The organism is Plantactinospora sp. CA-294935, from assembly GCF_050936445.1.
Taxonomy (GTDB): domain Bacteria; phylum Actinomycetota; class Actinomycetes; order Mycobacteriales; family Micromonosporaceae; genus Plantactinospora.
Genome location: NZ_JBNJMU010000001.1, coordinates 10,410,349 through 10,432,610, shown reverse-complemented (window position 1 = coordinate 10,432,610; position 22,262 = coordinate 10,410,349). Strand labels below are relative to the sequence as shown.

The window sequence follows — 22,262 nt, the reverse complement described above, 5'->3', positions numbered from 1 at the left end:
TTCACCGACTACATCACCCCGGCGGAACTGACTGGCTACGTCCGGGAGGCCCTGGCCGACCTGGACCGCAACCGGTTCACCCTGTCCCAGTGGCTGCCCCGGCGGGCGATCGACGACCTGCAGTACCGCTACACCCGGGGCGGGGAAGGGCTGACCGAGGCGGCCACGGTGCGGGCGTACGACGCCGAGTCGCCGATCGGCTCCCGGCCGGGCCTGACCCGGGTCACCGGCGAGCTGCCGCCGATCAGCCGCAAGATCCGGCTGGGCGAGTACGAGCGGCTGCGGCAGCGTCGCGACGAGGCGGGAATCCGCAACGCGATCTTGTCGGACGCGGAGCGGATGGCCCGGGCGGTCGCCGCGCGGCTGGAGCTGTTCCGTGGCGAGGCCCTCTACCGGGGGTCCCTGGTCATCTCCGAGAACGGCGTGGTCGCAACCGTCGACTTCGGCCGGTCCGGCTCGCACACGGTGGCTCCGGCGGTGCTGTGGTCGGTGGTGGCCACCGCGACCCCGCTGGCCGACCTGATCACGTGGCGGGACACCTACATCGCTACCAACGGGGAGGCGCCGGGCGCGATTCTGACCTCCACCACGGTGCTCGGCTACCTGCTGCGCAACGCCGAGATGCGCCAGCTCGCCGCCACCGTGGCGGGCACCCCGAGCATCGTGTCGCAGGCGACCGTGAATGCGGTGTTCGCGGCGTACGGGCTGCCGCCGATCTACATCTACGACGCGCAAGTGCGGGTCGGCACCACGGCGACCCGGGTAATTCCCGCCGACCGGGTGATCCTGCTGCCGGCGCCCGGTTCGCCGGACAACCCTGAGGGCACCGACCTGGGGGCGACCCTGCTCGGCACCACCGCGGAGTCGCTGGAACCCGAGTACGGGCTGTCGGGGGTGGAGCCGGGCATCGTGGCCGGCTCGTACAGCACGAAGGACCCGGTGGCGGTGTGGACGAAGGCCGCCGCGATCGGTCTGCCGATCATGGCCAACCCGGACCTGACGCTCGCCGCCGACGTGGCCTGACCTGAGGAGATGCGATGGCGCGCAAGCTGAACGCCTTCGTCACGGTGCACCGCCGCGACGACAAGGGCGAGCTGACCGGCGAGTCGGTGACCGTCGGCCCGAACGACGACCTGTCGCGGCCGGAGCTGTCCTGGGTCGAGTCGGCGATCACCAATCCGGACGTCTGGGCGGACGCCGCGAAGCCGACCCCGGCTGGCGAGTCCGTCGGGCCCCAGGCGCCGGCCGGCGACGGTCCGCCGCCGAAGGGCGGTGCCGGATCCGGTGCGCCGGAGTGGCGGGCGTACGCGGCCCGCAAGGGTGTCGAGGTGCCCGACGACGCATCCCGGGACGACGTGATCGCGGCGCTGTCCGCGGCCAACGTCCCGACCGAGTAGCAGCTCCGGCCGGCCGGTCACCCTCCCGGCTGCCCGGCCGGACCGACCCTCGGAGGCGTCATGCCTGACCCGCTGTTCACGCTGCCCGAGCTGGACGCCTACACCCAGCAGACCGTGCCGCCGGCAACGGGCGCGCTGGTGCTGGCACTGGTGACCACCCTGATCCGTAACGAGGTCGGCCCGACGGTCTACGACGCGCTCACCGATGTGAGCATGCTCAAGCCGGTCGCCCTCGACGTGGCGAAGCGGATGCTGCTTAATCCGGGCGGCATGCGGTCGAGGTCACGGCAGATCGACGACTACACCGAGACCAACACGTATGCCTCCGAGACGCTGTCCGGCATCGGCCTGACCGACGCCGAGCGGGAGCAGATCCGCGATGCGCTCGGCCTGGGCACGTCGGGCGCGTTCACGATCCGGCCGTACGGCGCTCCGTCCTGGGCCAGGTGCTGTTGATGTCGGCCGCCGAGGTGCTGGCCCGGGGCCGCGAGTTCGCTGCTGAGCTGATGGTCGACACCTGCGAGATCGTTGCCGTCACCGGCACACACACGGACCTGGGCACCGGGCAGGCCGTCGAGGATACCGACGTGGTGTACGCCGGCCCGTGCCGAGTCCAGCAGGCCGACCCGATCGCCCGGGCCGAGATGGTCGGCGAGGCGGACCGACTGATGGTGACCCGGCTGTTGTGGCTGCCGGTGGCCACCTCTGTCGGCGTCCGCGCCGGTCAACGGGTCCAGATCACGGTCTGCCAGTACGACCCGGACGTGGTCGGCCGGCGGTTCGTGGTCCGGGCCGAGTTCGGCAAGACCCACGCGACCGCTCGACGACTGGGGATCGAGGAGGTGACGAGTTAGGTGGACATCAACCTCGACGGCTCCAGCCTCAACCAGCTACGCGCCGACCTGGCCGAGGCGCCCGACAACGCGCACGTCCTCATCCGGGCGGCGGTGCGGTTCACCGCCCACGGCATCCGGGACGCGGCGCGGGGCGCTGCCAGCGGTATCGCCCACGCCCCGGACTACCCGAGGGCGATCACGTACGACACCAAGGATCTCGGTGTCGGGCGGGGCATGACGGCGGAGATCGGTCCGGACAAGGGGCGCCGCCAGGGAGCGTTGGGCAACATCCTGGAGTACGGCACGGTCAACAACCCGCCCTACGCCCACCTGGGCCCGGCTCTGGACCACTGGACCCCGGACTTCGTACGAGGCCTGGAAATCGCCGCTGCGGATGCCCTGGAGGGGAAGTGAGCGACGAGCCGCACGCCGTCGCCATCCTCGACCTGCTCCGCGCTGTCGACGGCCTGGTCGTGTACCCGCCGGCCGACGGTGAGGGCGACGGGCAGATCGTGCCGACCAGCGCGTCCCCGCCGTACGTGGTGGCGTACATCCAGGTCACCTACGCGCTGGGCCCGACGATCGATCTGCTGTCCAGCCGGGCGGTCGCGCGGGTGACCTGTCACAGCGTCGGCCAGACGGACATCGCTGCCCGGGTGGTTGCCAACCGGGTGCGGTCCGCGCTGCTTGACGTCGTGCCAGTTATCGCCGGCCGGAAGCCGTACCCGATCCGCTCCGACGACGGGCAGCCACCCCGCCCCGACGAGTCCACCGGCCGTCTCGTGGTCGACCAGATCGACATCTACCGCTTGGAGTCTTTGCCGGGCTGACCGGCACATCACCTTTGGAGGACGACGTGCCGACTGAGTTCGTGCGCATCCGAGAGACCCGGACCAAGGCAGAGAGCACCGTGTCGCGCCGCCGCGCCGACCAGCTCGTCCAGCGTGGCGGGGTGGAGATTCTCAAGGACGCGAAAGCCGTCGACAACCTCGGTCGACCGCTGCCGCCCACCACTCCCGAGATGACCGCGAAGAGCAAGGAGCAGGCCCGATGACCTCACCGCTGCCCACCTCGGTGCCGTCTGATGGCACCCTCGCTCTCCTGTACGTGGCGAGTTTGACCGACCCGACGGCGCCCAAGCTGACCGAGATAAACGCCGTGACCAGCCAGGAGTTGGACGGCTACATCACCGGCGACGGATGGCAGCCGACCGGGGAGCAGGCTGTGGTTGCTGACGAGCGGATCGCCACCACGCAGACGTTCGAGCAGCCCGGTCGCAAGACCAAGAGCCTGACCGTGGTGTACGTCCACAACCCGGCGGACCCGACCAACAACGAGGCCTACATCACCTTGGCCGAGGGCACCACCGGATATGTCCTGTCCCGCTACGGGGTGCCACGCACGCAGGCGTGGGCGATCGGTGACCTGACCGACGTGTGGCCGATCACCGCAGGTGAGCCGATGAAGAACTGGAACGGCGCGAACTCGGTGCACACGGCGACTCAGCGGCTGTTCGTGACCAACCAGGTGCAGTCGGACGTCGCGGTCGTCGCATGACCAACGCTGACGAGGTTCTGCTGGGCGCCCGGCTGCCAGAGGAGACCGTGCCGGTGTGCACCCGGGGCGACTTGATCAACGAGTTCCGGCGCCTGGACCGCGAACTGGCGCAGGCCCAGGTGCAGGCGGCGGCGGACCCGCGCATCGCCGGCAGTGGCACCGCCGACCTGCGGGCCCGGGTCGATGAGTTGCGGCAGCAGATCGAGGCGGCCACGGTCCAGTTCAGGTTGCGGGCCTTGCAGCCGAAGAGGTGGCGTGACCTGGTTGACGAGCACCCTCCCCGCAAGTTGGCGGACGGGTCGATCCACCAGGACGACCGGGGCCCGCAGGTCAACAACGAGACGTTCTTCCCGGCGCTGATCCGGCTGTCGACGGTCGAGCCGGTTCTGCGTGAGGAGACGTGGGCGGCGCTGCTCGACTCCGAGCAGGAACTGATCAACGTGCAGCAGTTCCTTAGGCTGGGCCGCACCTGCTGGGACCTGAACAAGGAAGAGCCCGACGTCCCTTTCTCGTTCGCCGGCTGGCTGAGGACGCGGGACTCCGCCAGCGGGTCGGTCTCGCCCGAACCCTCGGCATCTCCCTCCGCCGACTCGACGGCTGGGAGCCCGAACGAGTAACCGAGTACCGGCATGAGGGTGGCAAGCTGGCCCGGTCGGTGACCACCACGGAGTCGGAGTGGACTCCGGGCGAGGTGGCGTGGATGACCGCGCTGGCGGCCTACGAGGCGGGCCAGTGCCCCCGCTGCCGGGGCGTGCTGGAGGAAACGACTGACCCGGGCAGGGACTTCAACAACCCGTTCGCCACCGCCGTCTACCTGCCGGCACCCGGCTACCCCCGGCAGTGCCACTGCTGCGCGGCGATCGACCGGTCGGAGCAGCAGACGCGCACCCAGAACCCGCAGCATCCGGCCGCGATCCTCCACGCCGTTCAGCTCGTACCGAGGGGGTGACCCGTGGCCCGCACCGTCAAGGTCGGCCTCGACGTCGATGAAGCCCCGTACGTACGCGGCGTGGGGCGGGCGGAGAAGGCGACCGCGAAGCTGGATGACGCGGTCGAGTCGGCCGGCGGTTCGGCGAAGGAAACCGCTGCCGGGATGGGCAAGGCGTCCGAGTCGATCAGTGATGTCGGCAAGTCAGCTCGGGGCGCCGGCAGGGAGCTGACCGGCCTGCGTCGGGATGCCGCGATTCTGGACCGCCAGATCACGGACACGGCCCGCGGCGTGCGGGACCTGGCCCGGGAAATCTCCCGCACCGCCGACGCCGCTGAGCGCGCCAAGCTGACCGAGAAGCTGAAGGTCGAGCGCGGCAAGCAACGGGGCCTCACCGATCTTCGGAACCTGATCGATGCCGACGAGGCGGCGAAAGGCTTCAGTACCGAGTTCGCCACCAAGATCGGACCGCTGATCGCTCGGGCGCCGATCAGCGTCGGCCCCATTGGCGCAGCCATTGCTCTCCCGATCGCTGCCGAGGTCGCCACGGTGCTGGGCGCGGCGGTCGCCGCCGGCATCACGGGCGGCGCCGGCATCGGCGGGGTGATCGGCGGGGTCACGATCGCCGCGAAGCACTCTGCGGTCAAGTCAGCGGCGGAGTCCCTGGGCAGCGAGTTCGAGAACCGGCTCCAGTCGGCGGCGGTCAGTTTCGTCCCGGCGACGCTGTCCGGGATCTCTGTGATCCGGAACAAGCTCGCCGAGGTCGAGGGTGACCTGGAGTCCATCTTCAGCAACTCCGCCCGGTTTGTCGTGCCGCTGGCGGAAGGCGGCGGTACGGGCATTCAGGAGATCGTCACCGGAGCTCGCGAGCTGGTCGAGGTGGCCGGCCCGGCTGTCGACGCGATCTCGGAGGGCCTGGCCGAGTTGGGCAGCGCGGCCCGGGACGGGATGGAGTCCCTGACCGACAACTCCGAGAGCGGTGCTCGCGCCCTGACGCTGGTCTTCGAGGTTGTCGAGACCGGCATCCGGATGGTCTTTGGCCTGATCAACGTCCTGGCCGAGCTGTACGAGGTGATGGAGTTCGGCAACGGCCTCTTCGAGTGGTTCAGCCGGGCCAACGACGAAGGTGGCAAGAAGAGTGAGGAGTTCGCTGGCGAGCTGGCCAACCTGATGAACGGCTTCCGGGAGACGTCGACCGAGGCAGAGGACGCCGCCCGCGCGGTCCAGCAGTACGCCGAGGCGCTCGACCTGATCGTCGACCAGAACCTGTCCGCTGCCGAGGCGAACCTCCGCTACCGGGAGACCTTAAAAGAGGCCCGGGACGAGATCGACAAGAAGCGGAAGGTCTCCGCGGCTGAGGAGGAGCAGCTTCTCAGCCTCGCCCGGTCATCGAACACCTTGACCGACGCACTGGAGGCGCAGGGTGCGTCCACGAAGACGCTGTCGGAGCGCAGCCGGGAGGCCCGTAGCGACTTCGTCGCGACCGCGATGCGGATGGGCTACACCCGGGAGCAGGCGCGGCTACTCGCCGATCAGTACCTGAAGGTGCCGCGCAGGGTACCCACCACGGTCACCGCCGATACGGAGCAGGCCGCCGCTAACCTGCGGGCGATCATCGCCCTGTCGGCACAGATCAAATCCAAGCGGGTCGTCATCACCACGGTCAACAACCAGGTGGTGACTCGCAGCGAAGGCCGCAACGTCCCGATCGGAAGCGGTGTCGGCGGCCGGCGCTGGGGCGGCATCGACTACGCCATGGCCGGCGGCGGCATGATCGAGGCACATTTCGCCACCTCGCCGACGGTGCTGTACGGGGAGCGGGAGACCCGCGGCGAGGCGTACATCCCGCGTGACGGTGACACCGCCCGGTCTCGGATGATCGCGCAGACGGTGGTCGAGGAGTGGCTCGGTGGCCGGGTGGCCTGGCCGGCATCCGGCGGACCTGGTCCGGTTACGGCCCCGTTCATGGGCAGCGCAGCGCCCGTACAGGCTCAGCAGCCTACTCAGTCAGGTGGGATGACGCTGCGGCTGGTGGTCCAGGACGGCGCCGTGCAGGGCCTGGTCCGGGTTGAGGTCGACGAAGCGTTCGGCTCTCTGGCTGACGCCACCATCTACCAGACCGCCGAGTGACGGGAGGGGCCGGTGCCGACAACCCTTGTCGCGACGCCAGAGCCGGGCAACACCCCGCCACGGGTCCTGCTGGAGCTGGAGTACACCGGGCAGACCGAGGCGACGGTGTCCCGGCTGGACCCGGACGGCCGTACCCGCCTGGTGCGGCTCGCCGATCCGGCGACGCTGTCGGGCGGACTGTGGACCGGCTACGACTACGAGAGCTGGCTCAACGGCGAGGCCGTCTACACGGCGATCACGGCCGGCGGGTCGGTCACCTCCACCCCGGTCACCCTGACCGCTGACCGGCCGTGGCTACGACACCCCGGGGTGCCGTCGCTGTCTATCCCGATCGAACCGGTCGGGCCGCTTGCCGACCGGGTCCGCCCGGTCAACCAGGCGGTCTTGCAGCCACTGGGCCGGCGGGAGCCGATCGTCGTCACCGACGCGCGCCGCAAGTCGATCCGGTCGACGCTGCGACTGCGAACGGAGACAGCGGACGAGGCTGCCGCCCTGGTCGGCATTACCGATGACGCGTCGATCCTCCTGCTGGACGCTGACGCCGATTGGGGACTCGGCATCACGCACGCCTACCTGGCGCTCGGCGACCTGGAGGAGACCTCGTTCCGCGACGACTACGGACCTCACCCGTGGCGGACCTGGTCAGCGCCGTACGTGGTGGTGGGCAGGCCTGCGGGCGGACTGCAGTCGGAACGCACCTACGCCGACGTGCTGGCCGAACACGCCACCTACGCCGATGTGCTGGCTGCGTACGACACCTACTCCGACCTGCTTCTCGGGACGTCCTGATGTACCCGGTCAGCAGCGTGTTCGGGCACGCCCTGAGGGAGGCGCACACCCTCGCCGTCCGGGTCGACGCCTGGTACGACGGGGCTCTCCTGATCGAGGATCTACCGCTCGACGAGGGCAGCGCCGGCCAGGTGACGATCCAGGCTGGGACGGGTGTCCGCCGGCAGCTCGACCTCACGATCACCGACGCGGGTCTGTGGGACGACCTGGACGTCACCGGCGTTGAGCTACGGCCCTACCGCGGCGTCCGGTATCCGTCCGGTGCGACGGAACTGGTGCCGCTCGGGGTGTTCGGCCTGGACGAGCAGTCGATGTCGGTGGGCCCTGACGGCGGGATCAGGATCCGGACCGCCCCGGACCGGTGGGCTCGGGTGCAGCGGGCGAAGTTCGAGACGCCAGCGTCGAGCCAGGTTGGCGACCTTGTTGTGGACGAGATAGTGCGACTGGTGACCGACGCGGTCTCCGGCGTCGCGGTGTCCGTCCTGGCCACCTCGACGGCGACGGTCGGGGCGCTGGTCTGGGACCGGGATCGGGACAAGGCGATCGTCGACCTGGCGACGTCGATCGGTGCTGAGGCGTACTTCGACAACGACGGAACCCTGGTGGTCCGGGATGCGCCGCTGTTGTCGCAGCCGTCGGTGTGGACGGTCGATGCCTCCCCGTCCGGGGTGCTGCTCGGCGGTGACCTGCGCCGGGACCGGTCCCGCACCTACAACGTCGTGGTGGTCAGCGACGCCCGCACCGACGGCAGTACGCCGTTCGCCCCGCAGGTGATCGAGGACGACGACCCGGCCAGCCCGACCTACGTCGGCGGCCCATTCGGCAGGGTCCCGTACTTCTGGAGCAGCCCGGTAGTCACGTCGGCGCCACAGGCCGTCGTCGCCGGCACGACCATCCTCAACAGGGTTAGGGCCGTCAACGCCCAGCTCAACGTGGATGCGGTGGTGCACCCAGGCCTCGACCGCGGCGACGTCATCACCGTGCTCACCTCCTCCGGCCGGGTCGAGCAGCACCTGGTCGACGCGGTGACAGTGCCGCTGACCGTCGGCGGCGTTCAGTCGATCACCACCCGGTCGTCGCGGCCGGACGGGGCCGAGGGGTAGCCGTGCGCCGTGAGATCCGCCGGGCCGCCGCCGAGTTGCTGCGGGACCGGCCACCGCAGGGCGCTCCGGCGTCATGGATGGAGCAGGCCACGGTCGTCGCCGTCGCGCCCGGTGCGGCATCCGACGGCAACGCCCTGCTGACCGTCGAGTGGCGTGGCGCTGAGGTCGATGCCGCTTATGGCGCCAAATACACACCGACCGTCGGTGACACCGTCCTCGTCGTCGTTCAGCCGCCGTCTCTGCTGGTCGTGGACCAGGTCATCGGCACACCGTAGGAGGTCACAAGGTGGGCACCACACCGATTCACGGGTTGCCGTATCCCGACCTGTCGGATGCGCCGAACGTGCCGGCGGATGTCAGTGCGCTCGCCACCGCCGTCGACACGCTGCTCGCCCAGTACAGCGACGCCGCCGATGTGCAGGTGTTCGCCGCCGACGGGACGTGGACGAAACCGGCCGGCGCGCGGACGGTATGGGTGCGGGTCCAAGCCGGCGGCGCCGGAGCGGGAGCTGTCGTCGGCGCGGCTGGGACGACCGCTGGTGCGTCCGGAGGCGGCGGGGCCGGGGGCTACTGCGAGAGCGTCTACGACGCGGCTGATCTGGGGTCGTCGGAGGCGGTGACAGTCGGCGCGGGCGGTGTCGGCGGCGGGGTCGGTGCCGGCGGTACTGGCGGCGACAGCACGTTCGATTTGATGACCGCGACTGGGGGGACGTCGAGCGCGGCGGTGACGGCGACGACGGGCAGCACGGTCGGGGTCGGTGGTGCCGGTGGGGGCGCGACCGGCGGGAACGTCTGCAACGTTCCGGGCGGCTCTGGTGGCTACGGGAGAACCCTGTCCGTCCAGAACATTTTCGGCAACCACGGCGGCGACAGCGTGTGCGGCCACGGTGGAGCGCCGTCGCCCGGTACCGGCGGTGTCGGCCTGGTCGGTACCGGCTACGGCGCCGGCGGCGGCGGGGCGTTCGGGTCCACGACCACCCGGGCGGGCGGGGCGGGCAGTCCCGGCCTCGTTGTCGTCGTGACCCTCTTCTGATCTATCGCGGGCTCGGGTACACGTTCGGCGCCGCCGGCCCTTCGGCCGGGAGTGGCGGCGGATCGGCCTGGTAGCTGTCACATGATCCGCCGCTGACTGCGAGCGCGGCGATGACGACGGCGATGAACCTGCGAATCCGCATTCAAGATCCTCCGAAAACGCTGGGAGCTGCGATGATTCCTCACGTCCGCAAGGCGCTGGTATCGGCTGTCGCCATCGCGACACTGCTGCTGACGACCGAGCCGGCCACCGCGGCGAGCGTGGTGCCGCCACCCGGCCCCGGCGCGTACGGTTCCGGCACCCTCGGCGACTGGACGATCGGCTCGCACGCCGTGTCCAGCCCGGTCCGGATCCAGGAGGCCGTCGACACCGGCGGTGTGTGGCTGCTCGGCGACAGCATCACCGTGGCAACGTACAGCGATTTCGGTACCCGGCTGCATGCGGCGACGGGTCAGGTCATCGCGGTCGACGGCAAGAGCGGCAGGCCAACCCCGCCAACGATCGACGTGCTGGAGCAGTGGGCGTCCACCTACGGCCTGCCGCCGGTCGTCATCATCGCGTCAGGCGCCAACGACATCTTCGGGCCGGTCGGGCCCACCAGCATCGCCGCGCAGATCGACCGGGCCGCCTCAATCGTCGGGCCGGACACCGCCCTGATCTGGGTGGAGACGCACATCAGCCGGTGGCTCCAGCCTGGCTACATCCAGGTCAACGACCAGCGCAACACGGGCTGGATCAACGGCGTGATCTGGGAGGCCACGGCCCGCCACGACAACCTCAGCGTCGTGGCGTGGGAGCGGTACATCAGCATCGTCCCCGACCGAGTCCGCGCCTATCTCTCCGACGGCGTGCACCTGGACCCAGCCGACGGGATGGTCGCTCGAAACTCGCTGATGGTGCAGGCCGTCCAGGCGGCGATGGCGGCCGGCTGATGGCCACGGTCGCGAAGCCGAAGCACAAGGAGGCCAGGGCCCTCTACCTGGAGCACCTCGACCTGCACCCTGGCCGCACCGTCGGGAACGACCTCGACCCGCTGGAAGCTGGCATCGTCGGCGACTCCCGGCACGGCAGCGGCTACCACATCAGCCGTGCAGACAACGACTCCGGCGACTACTCGGTCGACGAGTCACCCCGGGACCGCCGCGGTCGATCCGACTACGCGTCGGCGATGGACATCGGCTACTTCAAGGTCACCACCGACCGCGGCACCTTCGACCTGTACGACTACAACCGCTGGCTTGTCGGGCTCTGCCGCTCGGGAGATTCGGACACCGCTGATCTGCGAGAGGTCATCTACTCCCTGGACGGGACCACGGTCCGCCGCTGGGACCGGCTCGGGAAGCGGTCGACCGGCGACAGCTCGCACCGCACCCACACCCATCTGAGCGAGTTCCGAGACGCCGATGGCCGGCGCATGGTCGCGCTGGCCCGCCGCTGGCTACAGCTCATCGGACTGATCGACACGGAGGACGACGACATGACCGACGACGACCGAAAGAAGCTGAACGCGATCTACTCGGCGGTGTTCCTCGGCGGCCCGTCCTGCGGGTTCGAGACCGACCCGGGCAACGGCCGCGGTTCGGCGAACAGCCTGGTGAACAAGGCCGACGAGCTGCTGAACCGGACGGCTGCGCCGAGGCCCGTCGCGGTGGATGCCAGCGCCGTGGCTGTCGCGCTGGCCGGCAACACCACGTTCATCGGCGCACTGGCCAAGGCCGTCAACGACGACGCCGCGAAGCGGATGCAGAGCTGACCGTGCGCCGCATCCTGGTCGTCGGCCGGAATCCGTTCGAGGCGGCCGTCCTCGCCGCGTCGGCGGTCGCCGGAGCGTCCCTGATCGCCGCCGGCCAGCGGCCCCGGTCGGTGGCCGAGGCAATGCCGCCGCTGCTCCAGGACACCTGGGAGATCGCCCTCGTCCTGGCCGGAGTGGTCGGCCTGGTCGGCATCTACTGGCCGGGGCCGCCGCTGGTCGGGGTGGGTTCGGAGTTGAGCGCGCTGGTGGTGCTCGGGACGGCGACGACGATGTACGCCATCGCACTGTTCGCCATCTCCGGCTGGCAGGCGCTGGCGGCCGGGGCATTCATCACGGCGATCGGGGTGGCGTCCTGGTGGCGGACCGCGCTGATCGTCCGCGACCTGCGCAGACTCGCCCGGCACCATGACGCGACGGAGGGGTCATGAGCGCGGCGTCTCCGGCGTGGTTGCAGATCCTGTTGTCTGCCCTCGGCATGCTCGGCGGCACGGGTGGGGTGGTCGCCGCGGCAATGGTGCTGGTGCAGCGGCGCAAGCTGAAGGCGGACACCGCCGATGTGCTGACGGACACCGCGCTGACGCTGGTCAAGCCGCTGCGGGAAAGGGTCGCCGAGCTGGAGACCGAGGCTGACGACGCCCGACGAAAGGTGGCTGCGACGAACGGCGAGCTGGACCGGCTGAAGGATTCGGTGCGGGACCTGACCAGGATGCTGCTCAGGCTCCGTACGGAGATCCTGTCTCCGGACGCTGACCTGGCTCGGCTGCGGGATCTGGTGCGTTCGGCGCCTGGGGACCTGAACCGTCGGGGCTAGGCCGCCGCCTCAGTGGTGAACTCGCCGTGTTCGGTGGGCGCCTTGGCCGGGTCGTTGACCAGCACCACCCAGATGCCGGAGCCGTCCATCCGCTGCTCCAGCCGCACCATCGCCAGCAGCCTGCCGTCGGGCGAGTACAGCCGTGCGGCCTCTCTGAGCTGCGGGATCCCTGGCACGCCCGACACCGTACCGAAGGAGCTTGACGTGCTCGTCAACTTGACCCCGCATCCGATCCGTATTTACGGCTGGGACGTGCCCGACCGGTTCAACCTTGGCGACCACGAGCCGCAGATGGTGATCGAGCCATCCGGCACCGTGGCCCGCATTGGAGAGATCGAACTCGGCACCCAGTATCTCCAGGACTGCCCGACGTCGGTGGAGTTCGTCGAGTATCGCCACGCGAACGGGTTGCCACCCCGGCCGGAGAAGGGGTCCCCGGAGTGGGAGAACCCGACGACCTGGTACGTGGTGTCGCTGGCCCTGGCGCTCGCTCAGGCCGGCCACCGTACCGATCTGCTGGCCCCATTTCGCGAGGTCCGTGACCTGTCCGGCACGGTCATCGGCTGCCGGTCCCTAGCGCACCCGGTCTGAACAGCCGACCCCGGGGGCCCGGGGTCGGTCCACCGATCAAGGAGATCACCATGAAGCTATGGGGTCGCGAGCCGGCGCTGGTCATCGGCGCCATCGGCGCGCTGCTCACCGTCCTGGCCTCGCTGAACATGCCCGGCATCGACGCCGGAGCCGCGGCAGCCATCACCGCGTTCGCGTCGGCGGTCATCATCGCCTTCACCACCCGGCCCATCGCTCCGGCGCTGTTCACCGGCGTGGTCGCGGCGGGTGCGGCGCTGATCGCCGAGTACGGGTACAACGTCTCCGACGGCACGGTGGCCGCGATCTCCGGAGCGGTGCTGGCCGGGTTCGCCCTGTTCGGCATCCGCCCGCAGGTGGTGCCGGCCGCCGAGGTGGGCCGGCCCGCCGGGACGATGCCGCGCCTGCGGTAGCCCTAACCTGTCTCCAACGCGGCGCGCCCGCTACCTGGCTTCGGCCGGGCGGCGGGCGCGCTTCTCTGTGTCTGGGGTCAGATCACGACCATCAGCCAGCAGGCGCCGACGATCGCGAGGACGGCGACCGCCCAGGTCAGCACGGTCCGGGTCGACGTCACCCGCTCGGCCTGCACGCCACCTCGGACGATCGTGAGACGCACCGCCAGCCAACCGCGGTGCATGGTCGCTCCAGTGCCAGGCGTCACCCAGTCGATCGTCCATCCCTCGGCGTGAGCCTGCGCCAGGACCTGGTCGAGAGTGCCGGGGATCCGTACTGCCCGCTGCCCGCCACCGCCGAGGTTGCCGGAGACGCTGAACGGGCCCACGTTCATGCCGGCGCTGATCCGGCCCTTGTCGCTGACGTTTACCCGGAACGGGCCGGGGAGCCGGAAGCCGAAGTTCATGGCTGGTCACCGTACCGACCGTGCACAAGTGATCACGATCCCCCGAGTAGGCCGCGCCTACCCCCGGACGGTTGCGTCAGCCAATCGGATCGCGGCGAAGCTCCCACCACTCGTGCGGCTCACTCGCAGCGGTGGACACGCCTGACACACCCGCTCGGTACCAGCCGTCCGCCTCATGCAGGCCGATCGGCTGACTGAACAGGTAGGTCACCGCCGGCAGCCTGGTGGGCGCGGACGGTACGGTGCCGCTCGCGGTACGCCACCTCGTACAAGCCCTGGCCTCGGTAGCCTGCTCGCTCGTAGTTGCACAGGGCCCTGAGTGCCCCGCCCTCGACCCGGGCCGCGCACCACGCCGCCGGCACCCCGTCAACCAGCGCGACGCTCCACCAGGTGCCGGGTACGTCCAGCTCGTCGGGCCGACTCTCGGCGTCGTCCCACATCCCGGCCACCAGCGTGGTGTCGGACCGGATCTGGTCGAGCAGTTCGGCGTACTCCGGCTGGCCGTGGGTCAGGGTGGTCACGCGGTGGCGCATCACCGTTCACCCAGGGCCTTGAGCAGGCTCATCCGGTCGATACCGGCTCGTTGAGCCGCGACCGCCTTGTAGCGCACCGGGTTGTCGCGGACCAGCATGACCGCCATCCACGTTGCCGCCGCGAACGCCCTTTGCTCTCGCAGCCGCGCCGAGGACAGTTCGTGGGCGGCATCCTCGGGCGTGGTCTCGCCGAGCAGGTACTGGACGACGGCGGACAGGGCCGCGTCGCGCTCCGGCTGCTCGTCGGGGTCGGGGTACCGCTCAGCGATGGCGCGGGCCTCGGCGGTGACGCGCTCGATCTGCTCGGGGGTGAGTTCGTCGGCGGCCGGGCCGAGCCAGGCCATCAGGTCGTCGCTGGGCTTCATGGTCAGTCCTCGTCGTCGAAGTCGGGGGCGTCGTCGCAGCAGCCGTGCAGGCAGTCGAGGGTCTCGCCGCCGACGGAGCGGGCGAAGCGGTCACCCTCGGGGGTGCGGTGCGCCTCGGGAGCGTGGTAGACGGTGATCTCGCTGGCGGCCTGCCGGTAGAGCGCGCTGGCGTAGCCGTTGCCCTGGTGCTCGGCGGGCGTTTCGACCTGCATGATCTCGCCGGTCTCGATCGTGACCCACAACTCCGAGACGGTCTCGCCGTCAACCACCAGGGTCCAGCGGTGGGCCGGCTCGTCCTGGTCGCTGTACCGGGCGATGTCCCGGATGATCTGACGCTCGCTCATGTAGACCAGTCTACAGATGATGTGTAGTTCTGTCTACACAGACACGGCCCCGCCCGGATGGACGGAGCCGTGTCGTGCTGTCGGTGGCCTGCTGGTCGCGTCGCCCCACCGCCCGTAGGTGTGGCCGGCGCCGGTCGGAGTGGCCTCGCCGACGTACGGAGCGTGCCGGCGGACGGTGCGGGCGGGCAACGGGCGCGTTCGGCGTCTGTGGATAACCGGGGCGGCTGTGGATATCGGCCTGATCATGCCGGGGTGTGGTAAGCGAAGCGGCCCCGGCCATCCCGTGAGGGACGACCGGGGCCGCCGCTTGTTGTCCGGGGTCAGTTGTCCGCGTGCAGCCGGATCTGCTCCGGCGACCACTCGCTGATCCGCTCGTCGTCCTCGGCGAGGGTCGGGGCCGTCATGTACTCCGTGTCCTCGTCGCGGTAGGTGACGGCGACGAGGTACTCCATGCCGGTCGGCGTGATGACCGGCGCGTTGCGGAGAACGTGGCTGGTGGTGATGGTCATGTTCGGATGCTCCATTCGGTCGGGCTGAGGAAAGCGGATTCCAGGGAGAAGAGGAGGGCCGGTCTCCCGGCCCCGTCCCCTCGATCAGTCCAGTCCCCAGCCCTCGCGGCTACCGCCCTGCTCCCGCCAGCCCGCCTCCCGCCAGGCGCGGTCCCGGTCGGCGGCGTTGCGCTGGATCTGCTCCCGGTGGGCCTGTCGCTCGGCCACGGTCGGGGAGGTCCGGCGGGGGTCGTCTCCGGGGGTGTGGCTCGTCTTGTTCGGCATCTTGTTCTCCCCTTCACTTCCGCTTAGCGCTTCGCGGTAGCGCTTCTAGGAACTACTGTACACACCGCCCTAGCGAAGCGCAACGCCGAAGCGCTATGGTTTTCACATGACCCGAGACCTACGCCAGGAACTCGCCGCCAACCGCGAGGTCCGCACCAAGTTGACCGCCGAACTGGACGGGGCTGAACAGGAAGAACGCGCCCTCGTCGCCGACGCCTGGCGCGCCCACATCCCGCCCGGAGAGATCATCGTGTTAACCGGACGGTCCCCGGCGCACGTCAGGAAACTCCGTCCCACCGACGTTCCTCCGGCACGGACCGGTGGCGGGGCGGCGAAGACTAAGAGCGCCTGACGCCAACGGCGCCCGGGATCACAGATCACCGAGCGCCGCCAGAGCGAGGGGCTGGGTGGGTGTGAGGGCGACGGGGGTACCAGCCTGCCGACCTCACACCCGAGCCAGTCAATCCCGCCAAGGAGAGACCGGCAGGGCCAAATCTAGGATGCCCAGGTATACCAGGTCAACCGGTGATTGCTGGGTATGACCAGGGATGTTTGACCGGCGCGGGCCGGCGTGGTGGGGTTGCCCTATCCCGCCAAGGAGAGATCAACCGTGCCCGCCTACAGCAAGACCCAGAAGCTCATCGAGGACCTGACCCGCCGGATCGAATCCGGTGAGTTCCCACCCGGCGCCAAGCTGCCGTCGCGGACGGAGCTGTGCGCGCAGTACGAGGTCAGCTCGCAGACTGTCCGGATCGCCGTCGAGCGACTCAAGGCCGCCGGCATCATCGAGTCGGTGCCCGGCGGCGGGTACTACGTGAAGCGGCCCAGCACCCCGTGACGTCGGGTGCTGGGCCGCTCTCTGTTGTCCGGGGGTCAGCGCCGTTCGGCAATGTCCTTGAGCCAGTCGCTGATGTAGTACAGGTGGGTGCCAGCGGTTCCGTTGTCCCTGTCTCGCAGACCCGACGCCACTGCGTCCACGGAGTCACGCAGCCTACCAAGTTCCTCGGCGACGGCGATGATCGCGTGGACCTGAGCGAGGCCGACCAGCTTGGATATCTCGCTGTAGTTCGCGCTGGGCTCGGTGGACGCGTCCTCTACGCTGTCGATCAATAGGAGCACTTGATCGATGCGACTGAGCTTTCGTGCCATGGGCCTCTCCTTGGTCGGGGGTCCCATGCTCCCGCGCGACGCTCTGACAGGTCACCGACACGTCGAGTAGCGGACCGAGTGGCAGGAACATCGACGATCTCAGATAAAATGCCCCGCCCTGGGTGATCTGGGGCGGGGCATCGTTGTGTTTCGGGTCAGAGAATCCGGCCTCGATGCTGCCAAGCCAACTCGACACACCCGGCGCCGGCCGGCGCCAGTCGCCCGCTGGCCAACAACTCGGCGATGCCTGCCTCGGTGAATGGCGCCCGGGTGTTGACGATCGATCCCTCGTCGTTGCGCTCCACAAAGTCTCGGGCGAAATCATCGAACAGGGCAGCGTCGAACACCGCCACCGTCAGCAGCTCGCCGACCAGGGTCAAGGCGTCCAGCGCGACGCCGAGGACGTAGATCCGCACCTGACCGTCCCGGCGGGCCTGATCGAGGCCGGCGAACGGCTCGTCGTCGTACTGGACCGGCTGCCCGTCGCCGTCGTGCTCAGGATTTCCGAGCAGTTCCTCGCTGTACTCCCGCATGACGTTGCGCCACAGGTCGAAGTCGGCCTCACGCGCGGCCGGCATCACACTCGACGGCTGGAAGATGCCCGACGGGATGACCTGGAGCATGCCGCCGGCCGCTGCCACCGAGCGGGAGTCGCGGCGGTGAAGCAGGAAGTCTGCACCGTCGGCGCCGTTGCGGATGGTCAGGGTCGAGATTGCGCACATCACCGGCCGGCGAGCCAGGTTGAACGGGTCACCGATGGCCTTGCGCAGCGGCAGGTCCCGCATGGTCGGCGAGCGCCGGTGGGGCGTCCCGTCTTCGTCGAGGGCGACGTAGGCCAACTCGTGAGCGGTCGCCTCGAAGACGTCGACCGCCGCGAAGTACGTGGTGTCGGCGAACGCCATCCGGCCGCCGTCGGCCCAGTTCATCCCGGCGATCCGCCAGGCCAGTCGGTTCTCGAACAGCCTCGGGTGGGCTAGGTCCCGGACGGCGTGTGTGTAGCGGGGGTACCGCCGAACCAGGGTCTGCCGAGGGCGGACGTGCCCGGTCACCGGCTCGGTGCCGTCCAGTTCCGGATCCGGCGCGTCCGGTCGGTGCTGGAGCTGCACGGACGTCATGTCGATCAACTCGGCAGGCAGCCAGGTCGGGTGGGTGATCAGGCCAGTGGCGCCCAGCCGGTACGACGGTTCGTACAAGCCGGCGGCAACCTGGGCGAGGGCGTGCCGCTGGGTATTCAACGCCCGTCGGGTGCGACACCACTCCTGCTGGCTGACCTCCACCCTCGGGTCAATCTCTTCGTCTACGAACGCAGCCATGAAGTCCCCCACCGACTGAACCTGCTGGTCAAGCTTCAACTCCTCAACGGACACGCCGAACACCTGAGCGAGCAGGCGCCGGTAGATCGGCAGCGGGATGACCTTGCCGCGTTCCCACCGGCTGACCATGTCGGCCGTGGCCGCCGCCGCGTGGTGGCCCTGGTCGGCGGCGGCCCGGTTGACGCGTTCGGCGACGTCGCGCTGGGACAGGCCGGCGCGGTCGCGTAGCTGCCTCAGGTCGTTGGGTGGCGTACCTCTGGTCACGGCATCCTCCGCCGGGGTAGGCACGTTGCTGCATCTGGTAGTCATGCTGCCGGCAGGTACGAGGCCTGCCTAGTCAGCGCGCGTGGCTGCTGACCTGGTGCTGTTCCGGGCGAGCGCCGCGCTGGCGAGGGTGGCTGCATGTTCCCCTTGGCGCGTTCATTCGCTCACCTGCACGCCAGCGGATCGACATATCTGTCGAACCCGCTCGCGGGTGTACGCGTTCTCAATGCGGATCAGGATGTCGCGTTGGCGAACGCCTTCGCGAGCAGCTTGGACGATGGCGTCGGCCAAGGGCGCTCTGGCTGTAGCCACACCTTCGCTTGCGGCGGCGCGCTTCTGTCGAGCTGCCTCTACCTCGGCCTTAGCTGTCGCTTCGGCTGCAAGAGCCTCCCGATAGGCGCGGGCGGCCTCACGAAGTGGGTCGGTCATGCGCGCCATCATCTCACGTTCTTGTTGGCCAACGACACTGCTCCGTTACGCCAACTGGCACTAGCCCGTTATGCCAAACGCTGCTACGGTGTTTGTAAGCAGAGCGGCCCCCGGGCGGTGCGCCAACACCATCCGGAGGCCTTGACCTCCAACCCTCCTCCGAAGGGGTAGAGACCCATGCCGAATCCTGCCATGCCCGAAACCGGGATCGCCCCCGACCAGCACATCGTCGAGTTGCCGGGCTGCGGGGAGCCGGCCTCGGTCCGCATCGACGTGCACGAGCGCGACGAGCGGCAGCCGAAGCTGATCAAGTCGGTGTACGTCTGCAAGGGCTTCGAGGGCCCCGCGCTCGACGCGATCCGGGTGGCCGGGCTCCTCCCTCTCACCGGTCCGGCCAAAGGCTCGGCCGTCTGCGGCCAGTTCGTGGCCCGGGTCGTGGCGCAGTGCCCGGCGGTGACCCGATGAGCCGAAGGAACCAGCGCCACCTGTCCGTCGTCCCGGACCCCAAGGCCGTCGCCCAGATCATGGCCACGGTCCCGCAGATCACCCTGACCGCCGACGAGGCGTACGAGCTGGGGGAGCGGGCCGTCCGGCTGATCGAGACGGCCGACCCGTCGTGGACGCTGAAGCAGCTCCTCGTCGAGCTGGAGATCGAGCTGTTCGTGCCGGGCTACCTGATCGCCCCGGCCCTGGTCACCTTCCTGCGGGCGCAGCAGACCCGGACGGCGGTCGCGTGATGGGCCTGATCCCCCGGGACTTCGTCTCCCGCCTCGTCTACAAGGTCGTCGCCGTGGCCACTGCCGGCGCCGTCTACGCCGCGCTGGTCAACTTCGGCGCCATCACCCAGGGAGCCATCGCATGAACGTCGCCCGTCTGGCCAGCCACGTCGCCCTCGCGACCGCCGGCTCCACCGTGTGGCTGCTCGGCATCAACATGCCGGCCGCACAGCCGACCCCGATCCTGTACGCGCTGGCGATCGTGCCGTGGCTGGTCGCCACCCTGTCCTTCGCCCTCGCCCACCACGTGGACGCGCTGGAGGACCGCCGCCGGCCGCCGTCGTTCTCGCCCCGGGCCGCCGACGCCATCGACACGCCGAAGCGCCGTGAGCTGGTGCGGTGATGAACCTGCTCCGCGTCGTCGCCGACGACCTCCGGCACGCCCGGCAGGTCTGGGACGGCTACGGCCACCTGATCCGCCGGTACGCCGAGTACCGCGACACGCATTCCGACCTCATCGCCGGGCTGCGGGCTGACCGGATCGCCGACGAGACCGACCTGCTCCTCTGGCATCTCGACCGCTCCCGGCTCGCCCGGGTGTGCGCCCGTCACTCCGTCACTCGGCTGAGGGAGACGTCTGCGTACTGGCGCTTCCAGGCCCGTCGCTGGTACGCGTGCGCCGGCCAAGAGGAGGGGCCGTGAACCTACTCCGCCGCAAGACCGATCCGGTGCGCGCCGCCGCGCAGGCCGAGGCCCGGGTAGCCGAGGTCCGCGCCGAGATCGAACGCACCCGCCTCACCAACCAGCTCGACCGGGAACGGGCTGACGCCCAACGGCAGGCGGCCGAGGAGGCGAGCCGGCGCGATCGCCGCGCCCAGGTCGCCCGCCGCCGGCACCGCCGAATGGTCCGCACCGCCGCGCTGGCCCGGATCCGGCCGGTTCTTCCGTTGCTGCTCATCAACGGCGGCGCCGCGTACGCGCAGGCCGGCTTCGCCTACGACGACGTCGCCCCCAACGTCTGGAACGTGCCGTCGAAGCTGGCGTTCGCGCTGGCGTTCTCGGCCGCTCTGGAGTCGGTCGCAGTGTACGTGCAGTGGCACGCGCACGACGCTCTCCTGCTCAAGGCGTACGGCACCGCCGCCCGGCTCCGGCGTTCCGCCTGGCTCATCGCCGCCGTGGTCGGCGCCATCAACTACGCGCACTTCGCCGACGGGCTCAAGCCGACGCCGGCCGCGATCGCGTTCGGAATGCTGAGCCTGCTGTCCCCGTGGCTGTGGGGCCTGCACACCCGGCGCGTCCAGCACGTGCAGCTCCTCGCCGAGGATTCCAACCTGATCGACGACGCCGGTTCCGAGTTCAGCACGGCACGGCGGCGGGCGTTCCCGTGGCGGACGTGGCAGGCGCGGCGCTGGTCGATCGACCACGGAGTGCGCGACCCGCGTGAGGCGTGGCGTGGCTACAACGCCGAGCGGATCGCGCGGAAGGCAGAGAAGACGGCTCGCAAGGCGGCTGTCGAAGCTGCCGAGGAGATGCGCCCGGCGCCTATCCAGGCAACCGTGAGCCGGCTCCCGGTGACCGAGCTGGACCGGGTCTGGTCGGCCATCACGAACACCGCGAGCCCGGCTCATGAGCCGGCTCAACCAGCACTCCCGGCGCCGGCTCGTGAGCCGGCTCGCAACTCGACCAACGGCGCTCGGGTGGTCGCGGCCAAGAGCCGACTTACGAGTCGGCGCGGGAAGCGAACGACGGTCTCGGTTGAGCCGGCTGATGCCCGACTCGCCGCCGCCTACCCGCGCCTGCGTGACTTGCTGGGCCGCGAGCCGTCGGGCGCTGAGTTGGCCGCCGAGGCGAAGGTCTCGAAGGCCACCGCGAACAAGTGGAAAAACAGCCAGTCGCGAGAGGACGTGACCTCATGAGCCGCCGCCAGATCCACCAGACCCGCCGCGACGCCGCCCGCGCCCGCCGTGACGCCGAGCAGCACCGCCGCCGGCAGCAGGACACCGGCTACTGGACCACCTTCCTGACCAGGACGGAGGCGTCGCGGTGAGTGTGCAGTGGTGGTCGTGGATCTTGGCCGCAATCGGTCTCCTGGGCTGGTGGCTGACCGGCCGCCGATCCTCCTGGGGGTGGGTGATTGGGCTCGCGGTGCAGGTGCTCTGGCTGGCATACGCGCTGGTCACCGAGCAGTGGGGGTTCATCCTCTCGGCGGTCGCCTACGGGGCCATGGCCGCGCACAACCTGCGGAAGTGGCGGGCGGAGGCCCGTGCCGAACTGGAGCCTCGGGCGAACTGACCAGTCCCGTCGCCGTCGACTCATCTCTCGACGGCGCGCGGAGGTGGCCAGACCGACTGGCGACCGGAGAGGAGACATCGATGGGACGCAAGGGCAACACCGCCGACCAGAAGGCGAACGCCGCCCGCAATGCCGAAATGGTCGAGGCTGCTGGTCGGCTGGCCGGTGGGCGGGGCATCCACGCCGCCTCCGCACACATCGGCGCCACGCAGGGCCACAAGGCCCGGATGGCGGCCCTCAAGGACGTCCTGCGACACCGCACCCACTGACCGCCCCCGTCGCTGCCGGCCCATTACCCGG

The 22,262-nt window shown here is 69.9% G+C and carries 42 protein-coding genes; 32 read left to right on the top strand and 10 right to left on the bottom strand.

Going from position 1 to position 22,262, the window contains the following annotated elements:
- The 19 genes from ACQEVC_RS45290 to ACQEVC_RS45200 all read left to right on the top strand — a co-directional run.
- The coding region (locus ACQEVC_RS45290; protein WP_432890903.1) for a major capsid protein at positions 1-1,023 on the top strand (1,023 nt) is incomplete at its 5' end.
- 14 nt (positions 1,024-1,037) lie between these two features.
- Positions 1,038-1,397 carry a hypothetical protein gene (locus ACQEVC_RS45285; RefSeq protein ID WP_432872115.1) on the top strand — a complete coding sequence of 120 codons (360 nt, stop codon included), beginning with the start codon at positions 1,038-1,040 and terminating at the stop codon, positions 1,395-1,397.
- Between the two features lie 60 nt (positions 1,398-1,457).
- The gene (locus tag ACQEVC_RS45280) at positions 1,458-1,853 is read left to right on the top strand and encodes a hypothetical protein (protein WP_432872113.1); all 396 of its coding nucleotides are present in this window, start codon (positions 1,458-1,460) and stop codon (positions 1,851-1,853) included.
- Positions 1,853-2,251 carry a DUF6093 family protein gene (locus ACQEVC_RS45275; RefSeq protein ID WP_432872111.1) on the top strand — a complete coding sequence of 133 codons (399 nt, stop codon included), beginning with the start codon at positions 1,853-1,855 and terminating at the stop codon, positions 2,249-2,251. The genes ACQEVC_RS45280 and ACQEVC_RS45275 overlap by 1 nt, the downstream gene beginning before the upstream one ends.
- Complete coding sequence (locus tag ACQEVC_RS45270; protein WP_432872109.1) at positions 2,252-2,647, top strand: hypothetical protein; 396 nt, start codon at positions 2,252-2,254, stop codon at positions 2,645-2,647.
- Positions 2,644-3,063 carry a hypothetical protein gene (locus ACQEVC_RS45265; RefSeq protein WP_432872107.1) on the top strand — a complete coding sequence of 140 codons (420 nt, stop codon included), beginning with the start codon at positions 2,644-2,646 and terminating at the stop codon, positions 3,061-3,063. The genes ACQEVC_RS45270 and ACQEVC_RS45265 overlap by 4 nt, the downstream gene beginning before the upstream one ends.
- Positions 3,064-3,104: 41 nt before the next feature.
- Complete coding sequence (locus ACQEVC_RS45260; protein WP_432872105.1) at positions 3,105-3,287, top strand: hypothetical protein; 183 nt, start codon at positions 3,105-3,107, stop codon at positions 3,285-3,287.
- Positions 3,284-3,790: a hypothetical protein gene (locus ACQEVC_RS45255; RefSeq protein WP_432872103.1), complete on the top strand. Its 507-nt coding sequence runs from the start codon at positions 3,284-3,286 to the stop codon at positions 3,788-3,790. The genes ACQEVC_RS45260 and ACQEVC_RS45255 overlap by 4 nt, the downstream gene beginning before the upstream one ends.
- Positions 3,787-4,407: a hypothetical protein gene (locus tag ACQEVC_RS45250; RefSeq protein ID WP_432872101.1), complete on the top strand. Its 621-nt coding sequence runs from the start codon at positions 3,787-3,789 to the stop codon at positions 4,405-4,407. Before ACQEVC_RS45255 ends, ACQEVC_RS45250 begins: the two co-directional genes overlap by 4 nt.
- A gap of 38 nt (positions 4,408-4,445) precedes the next feature.
- Positions 4,446-4,739, top strand: a complete 294-nt coding sequence (locus ACQEVC_RS45245; protein ID WP_432872099.1) for a hypothetical protein — start codon at positions 4,446-4,448, stop codon at positions 4,737-4,739.
- A 3-nt stretch (positions 4,740-4,742) separates the two neighbouring features.
- Positions 4,743-6,848, top strand: coding sequence for a hypothetical protein (locus ACQEVC_RS45240; protein ID WP_432872097.1), 2,106 nt, complete (start codon positions 4,743-4,745; stop codon positions 6,846-6,848).
- A 12-nt stretch (positions 6,849-6,860) separates the two neighbouring features.
- Positions 6,861-7,637: a hypothetical protein gene (locus ACQEVC_RS45235; RefSeq protein ID WP_432872095.1), complete on the top strand. Its 777-nt coding sequence runs from the start codon at positions 6,861-6,863 to the stop codon at positions 7,635-7,637.
- Positions 7,637-8,740: a DUF5047 domain-containing protein gene (locus ACQEVC_RS45230; protein WP_432872094.1), complete on the top strand. Its 1,104-nt coding sequence runs from the start codon at positions 7,637-7,639 to the stop codon at positions 8,738-8,740. Before ACQEVC_RS45235 ends, ACQEVC_RS45230 begins: the two co-directional genes overlap by 1 nt.
- Positions 8,741-8,742: 2 nt before the next feature.
- The gene (locus tag ACQEVC_RS45225; RefSeq protein ID WP_432872092.1) at positions 8,743-9,015 is read left to right on the top strand and encodes a hypothetical protein; all 273 of its coding nucleotides are present in this window, start codon (positions 8,743-8,745) and stop codon (positions 9,013-9,015) included.
- Between the two features lie 11 nt (positions 9,016-9,026).
- Positions 9,027-9,773 (top strand): hypothetical protein, encoded by a 747-nt coding sequence (locus tag ACQEVC_RS45220; RefSeq protein WP_432872090.1) that lies wholly within the window; start codon positions 9,027-9,029, stop codon positions 9,771-9,773.
- Positions 9,774-9,946: 173 nt separating this feature from the next.
- Complete coding sequence (locus tag ACQEVC_RS45215) at positions 9,947-10,705, top strand: GDSL-type esterase/lipase family protein (RefSeq protein WP_432872088.1); 759 nt, start codon at positions 9,947-9,949, stop codon at positions 10,703-10,705.
- Complete coding sequence (locus ACQEVC_RS45210) at positions 10,705-11,526, top strand: hypothetical protein (protein WP_432872086.1); 822 nt, start codon at positions 10,705-10,707, stop codon at positions 11,524-11,526. Before ACQEVC_RS45215 ends, ACQEVC_RS45210 begins: the two co-directional genes overlap by 1 nt.
- Before the next feature lie 2 nt (positions 11,527-11,528).
- Positions 11,529-11,954 carry a hypothetical protein gene (locus tag ACQEVC_RS45205; protein WP_432872084.1) on the top strand — a complete coding sequence of 142 codons (426 nt, stop codon included), beginning with the start codon at positions 11,529-11,531 and terminating at the stop codon, positions 11,952-11,954.
- On the top strand, positions 11,951-12,337 hold the full coding sequence (locus ACQEVC_RS45200; protein ID WP_432872082.1) for a hypothetical protein: 387 nt from the start codon (positions 11,951-11,953) through the stop codon (positions 12,335-12,337). Before ACQEVC_RS45205 ends, ACQEVC_RS45200 begins: the two co-directional genes overlap by 4 nt.
- Here the strand turns inward: ACQEVC_RS45200 and ACQEVC_RS45195 are convergent.
- Positions 12,334-12,513, bottom strand: a complete 180-nt coding sequence (locus ACQEVC_RS45195) for a hypothetical protein (RefSeq protein ID WP_432872080.1) — start codon at positions 12,511-12,513, stop codon at positions 12,334-12,336. The genes ACQEVC_RS45200 and ACQEVC_RS45195 overlap by 4 nt on opposite strands.
- 28 nt (positions 12,514-12,541) lie before the next feature.
- Between ACQEVC_RS45195 and ACQEVC_RS45190 the strand changes: the two genes are divergently transcribed.
- Positions 12,542-12,928, top strand: a complete 387-nt coding sequence (locus tag ACQEVC_RS45190; RefSeq protein ID WP_432872078.1) for a hypothetical protein — start codon at positions 12,542-12,544, stop codon at positions 12,926-12,928.
- A 50-nt stretch (positions 12,929-12,978) separates the two neighbouring features.
- Positions 12,979-13,338, top strand: coding sequence for a hypothetical protein (locus tag ACQEVC_RS45185; protein WP_432872076.1), 360 nt, complete (start codon positions 12,979-12,981; stop codon positions 13,336-13,338).
- 77 nt (positions 13,339-13,415) lie between these two features.
- Here ACQEVC_RS45185 and ACQEVC_RS45180 read toward each other — a convergent pair whose 3' ends face one another.
- The 6 genes from ACQEVC_RS45180 to ACQEVC_RS45155 form a co-directional block, all read right to left on the bottom strand.
- Positions 13,416-13,784 (bottom strand): hypothetical protein, encoded by a 369-nt coding sequence (locus tag ACQEVC_RS45180; RefSeq protein ID WP_432890901.1) that lies wholly within the window; start codon positions 13,782-13,784, stop codon positions 13,416-13,418.
- 173 nt (positions 13,785-13,957) lie between these two features.
- Complete coding sequence (locus ACQEVC_RS45175) at positions 13,958-14,317, bottom strand: hypothetical protein (RefSeq protein WP_432890898.1); 360 nt, start codon at positions 14,315-14,317, stop codon at positions 13,958-13,960.
- Positions 14,317-14,682 carry a hypothetical protein gene (locus tag ACQEVC_RS45170; protein WP_432890896.1) on the bottom strand — a complete coding sequence of 122 codons (366 nt, stop codon included), beginning with the start codon at positions 14,680-14,682 and terminating at the stop codon, positions 14,317-14,319. The genes ACQEVC_RS45175 and ACQEVC_RS45170 overlap by 1 nt, the downstream gene beginning before the upstream one ends.
- 2 nt (positions 14,683-14,684) lie before the next feature.
- Entirely contained in the window at positions 14,685-15,026 is a 342-nt protein-coding gene (locus tag ACQEVC_RS45165; RefSeq protein ID WP_432890894.1) for a hypothetical protein, read from the bottom strand.
- Positions 15,027-15,346: 320 nt separating this feature from the next.
- On the bottom strand, positions 15,347-15,535 hold the full coding sequence (locus ACQEVC_RS45160) for a hypothetical protein (RefSeq protein WP_432890892.1): 189 nt from the start codon (positions 15,533-15,535) through the stop codon (positions 15,347-15,349).
- Positions 15,536-15,619: 84 nt separating this feature from the next.
- Positions 15,620-15,799 (bottom strand): hypothetical protein, encoded by a 180-nt coding sequence (locus ACQEVC_RS45155; RefSeq protein WP_432890889.1) that lies wholly within the window; start codon positions 15,797-15,799, stop codon positions 15,620-15,622.
- A gap of 106 nt (positions 15,800-15,905) precedes the next feature.
- Between ACQEVC_RS45155 and ACQEVC_RS45150 the strand changes: the two genes are divergently transcribed.
- A complete protein-coding gene (locus ACQEVC_RS45150; protein WP_432890886.1) occupies positions 15,906-16,151 on the top strand; it encodes a hypothetical protein in 246 nt (81 codons plus the stop codon).
- Positions 16,152-16,409: 258 nt separating this feature from the next.
- Complete coding sequence (locus ACQEVC_RS45145; protein WP_432890883.1) at positions 16,410-16,637, top strand: winged helix-turn-helix domain-containing protein; 228 nt, start codon at positions 16,410-16,412, stop codon at positions 16,635-16,637.
- Between the two features lie 35 nt (positions 16,638-16,672).
- On the opposite strand, the gene ACQEVC_RS45140 is transcribed toward ACQEVC_RS45145, so the two are convergent.
- The 3 genes from ACQEVC_RS45140 to ACQEVC_RS45130 all read right to left on the bottom strand — a co-directional run bounded on the left by ACQEVC_RS45140 (position 16,673) and on the right by ACQEVC_RS45130 (position 18,954).
- Positions 16,673-16,948 (bottom strand): hypothetical protein, encoded by a 276-nt coding sequence (locus tag ACQEVC_RS45140; RefSeq protein WP_432890880.1) that lies wholly within the window; start codon positions 16,946-16,948, stop codon positions 16,673-16,675.
- 155 nt (positions 16,949-17,103) lie between these two features.
- The gene (locus tag ACQEVC_RS45135; RefSeq protein ID WP_432890878.1) at positions 17,104-18,525 is read right to left on the bottom strand and encodes a helix-turn-helix domain-containing protein; all 1,422 of its coding nucleotides are present in this window, start codon (positions 18,523-18,525) and stop codon (positions 17,104-17,106) included.
- A gap of 156 nt (positions 18,526-18,681) precedes the next feature.
- Positions 18,682-18,954, bottom strand: coding sequence for a hypothetical protein (locus ACQEVC_RS45130; RefSeq protein WP_432890875.1), 273 nt, complete (start codon positions 18,952-18,954; stop codon positions 18,682-18,684).
- 192 nt (positions 18,955-19,146) lie between these two features.
- On the opposite strand from ACQEVC_RS45130, the gene ACQEVC_RS45125 reads away from it, so the two are divergent.
- From ACQEVC_RS45125 to ACQEVC_RS45085, 9 genes are all read left to right on the top strand, one after another.
- Positions 19,147-19,419 carry a hypothetical protein gene (locus tag ACQEVC_RS45125; RefSeq protein ID WP_432890872.1) on the top strand — a complete coding sequence of 91 codons (273 nt, stop codon included), beginning with the start codon at positions 19,147-19,149 and terminating at the stop codon, positions 19,417-19,419.
- Complete coding sequence (locus ACQEVC_RS45120) at positions 19,416-19,691, top strand: hypothetical protein (protein WP_432890870.1); 276 nt, start codon at positions 19,416-19,418, stop codon at positions 19,689-19,691. The genes ACQEVC_RS45125 and ACQEVC_RS45120 overlap by 4 nt, the downstream gene beginning before the upstream one ends.
- A complete protein-coding gene (locus ACQEVC_RS45115; protein ID WP_432890867.1) occupies positions 19,691-19,816 on the top strand; it encodes a hypothetical protein in 126 nt (41 codons plus the stop codon). Before ACQEVC_RS45120 ends, ACQEVC_RS45115 begins: the two co-directional genes overlap by 1 nt.
- The gene (locus tag ACQEVC_RS45110; RefSeq protein ID WP_432890864.1) at positions 19,813-20,073 is read left to right on the top strand and encodes a hypothetical protein; all 261 of its coding nucleotides are present in this window, start codon (positions 19,813-19,815) and stop codon (positions 20,071-20,073) included. Before ACQEVC_RS45115 ends, ACQEVC_RS45110 begins: the two co-directional genes overlap by 4 nt.
- The gene (locus ACQEVC_RS45105) at positions 20,073-20,372 is read left to right on the top strand and encodes a hypothetical protein (RefSeq protein ID WP_432890862.1); all 300 of its coding nucleotides are present in this window, start codon (positions 20,073-20,075) and stop codon (positions 20,370-20,372) included. The genes ACQEVC_RS45110 and ACQEVC_RS45105 overlap by 1 nt, the downstream gene beginning before the upstream one ends.
- On the top strand, positions 20,369-21,586 hold the full coding sequence (locus ACQEVC_RS45100; RefSeq protein ID WP_432890859.1) for a hypothetical protein: 1,218 nt from the start codon (positions 20,369-20,371) through the stop codon (positions 21,584-21,586). Before ACQEVC_RS45105 ends, ACQEVC_RS45100 begins: the two co-directional genes overlap by 4 nt.
- Positions 21,583-21,717, top strand: coding sequence for a hypothetical protein (locus tag ACQEVC_RS45095; protein WP_432890856.1), 135 nt, complete (start codon positions 21,583-21,585; stop codon positions 21,715-21,717). Before ACQEVC_RS45100 ends, ACQEVC_RS45095 begins: the two co-directional genes overlap by 4 nt.
- A gap of 83 nt (positions 21,718-21,800) precedes the next feature.
- A complete protein-coding gene (locus ACQEVC_RS45090) occupies positions 21,801-21,962 on the top strand; it encodes a hypothetical protein (RefSeq protein WP_432890853.1) in 162 nt (53 codons plus the stop codon).
- 80 nt (positions 21,963-22,042) lie between these two features.
- Positions 22,043-22,231 (top strand): hypothetical protein, encoded by a 189-nt coding sequence (locus ACQEVC_RS45085; RefSeq protein WP_432890850.1) that lies wholly within the window; start codon positions 22,043-22,045, stop codon positions 22,229-22,231.
- Positions 22,232-22,262: the final 31 nt, after the last annotated feature.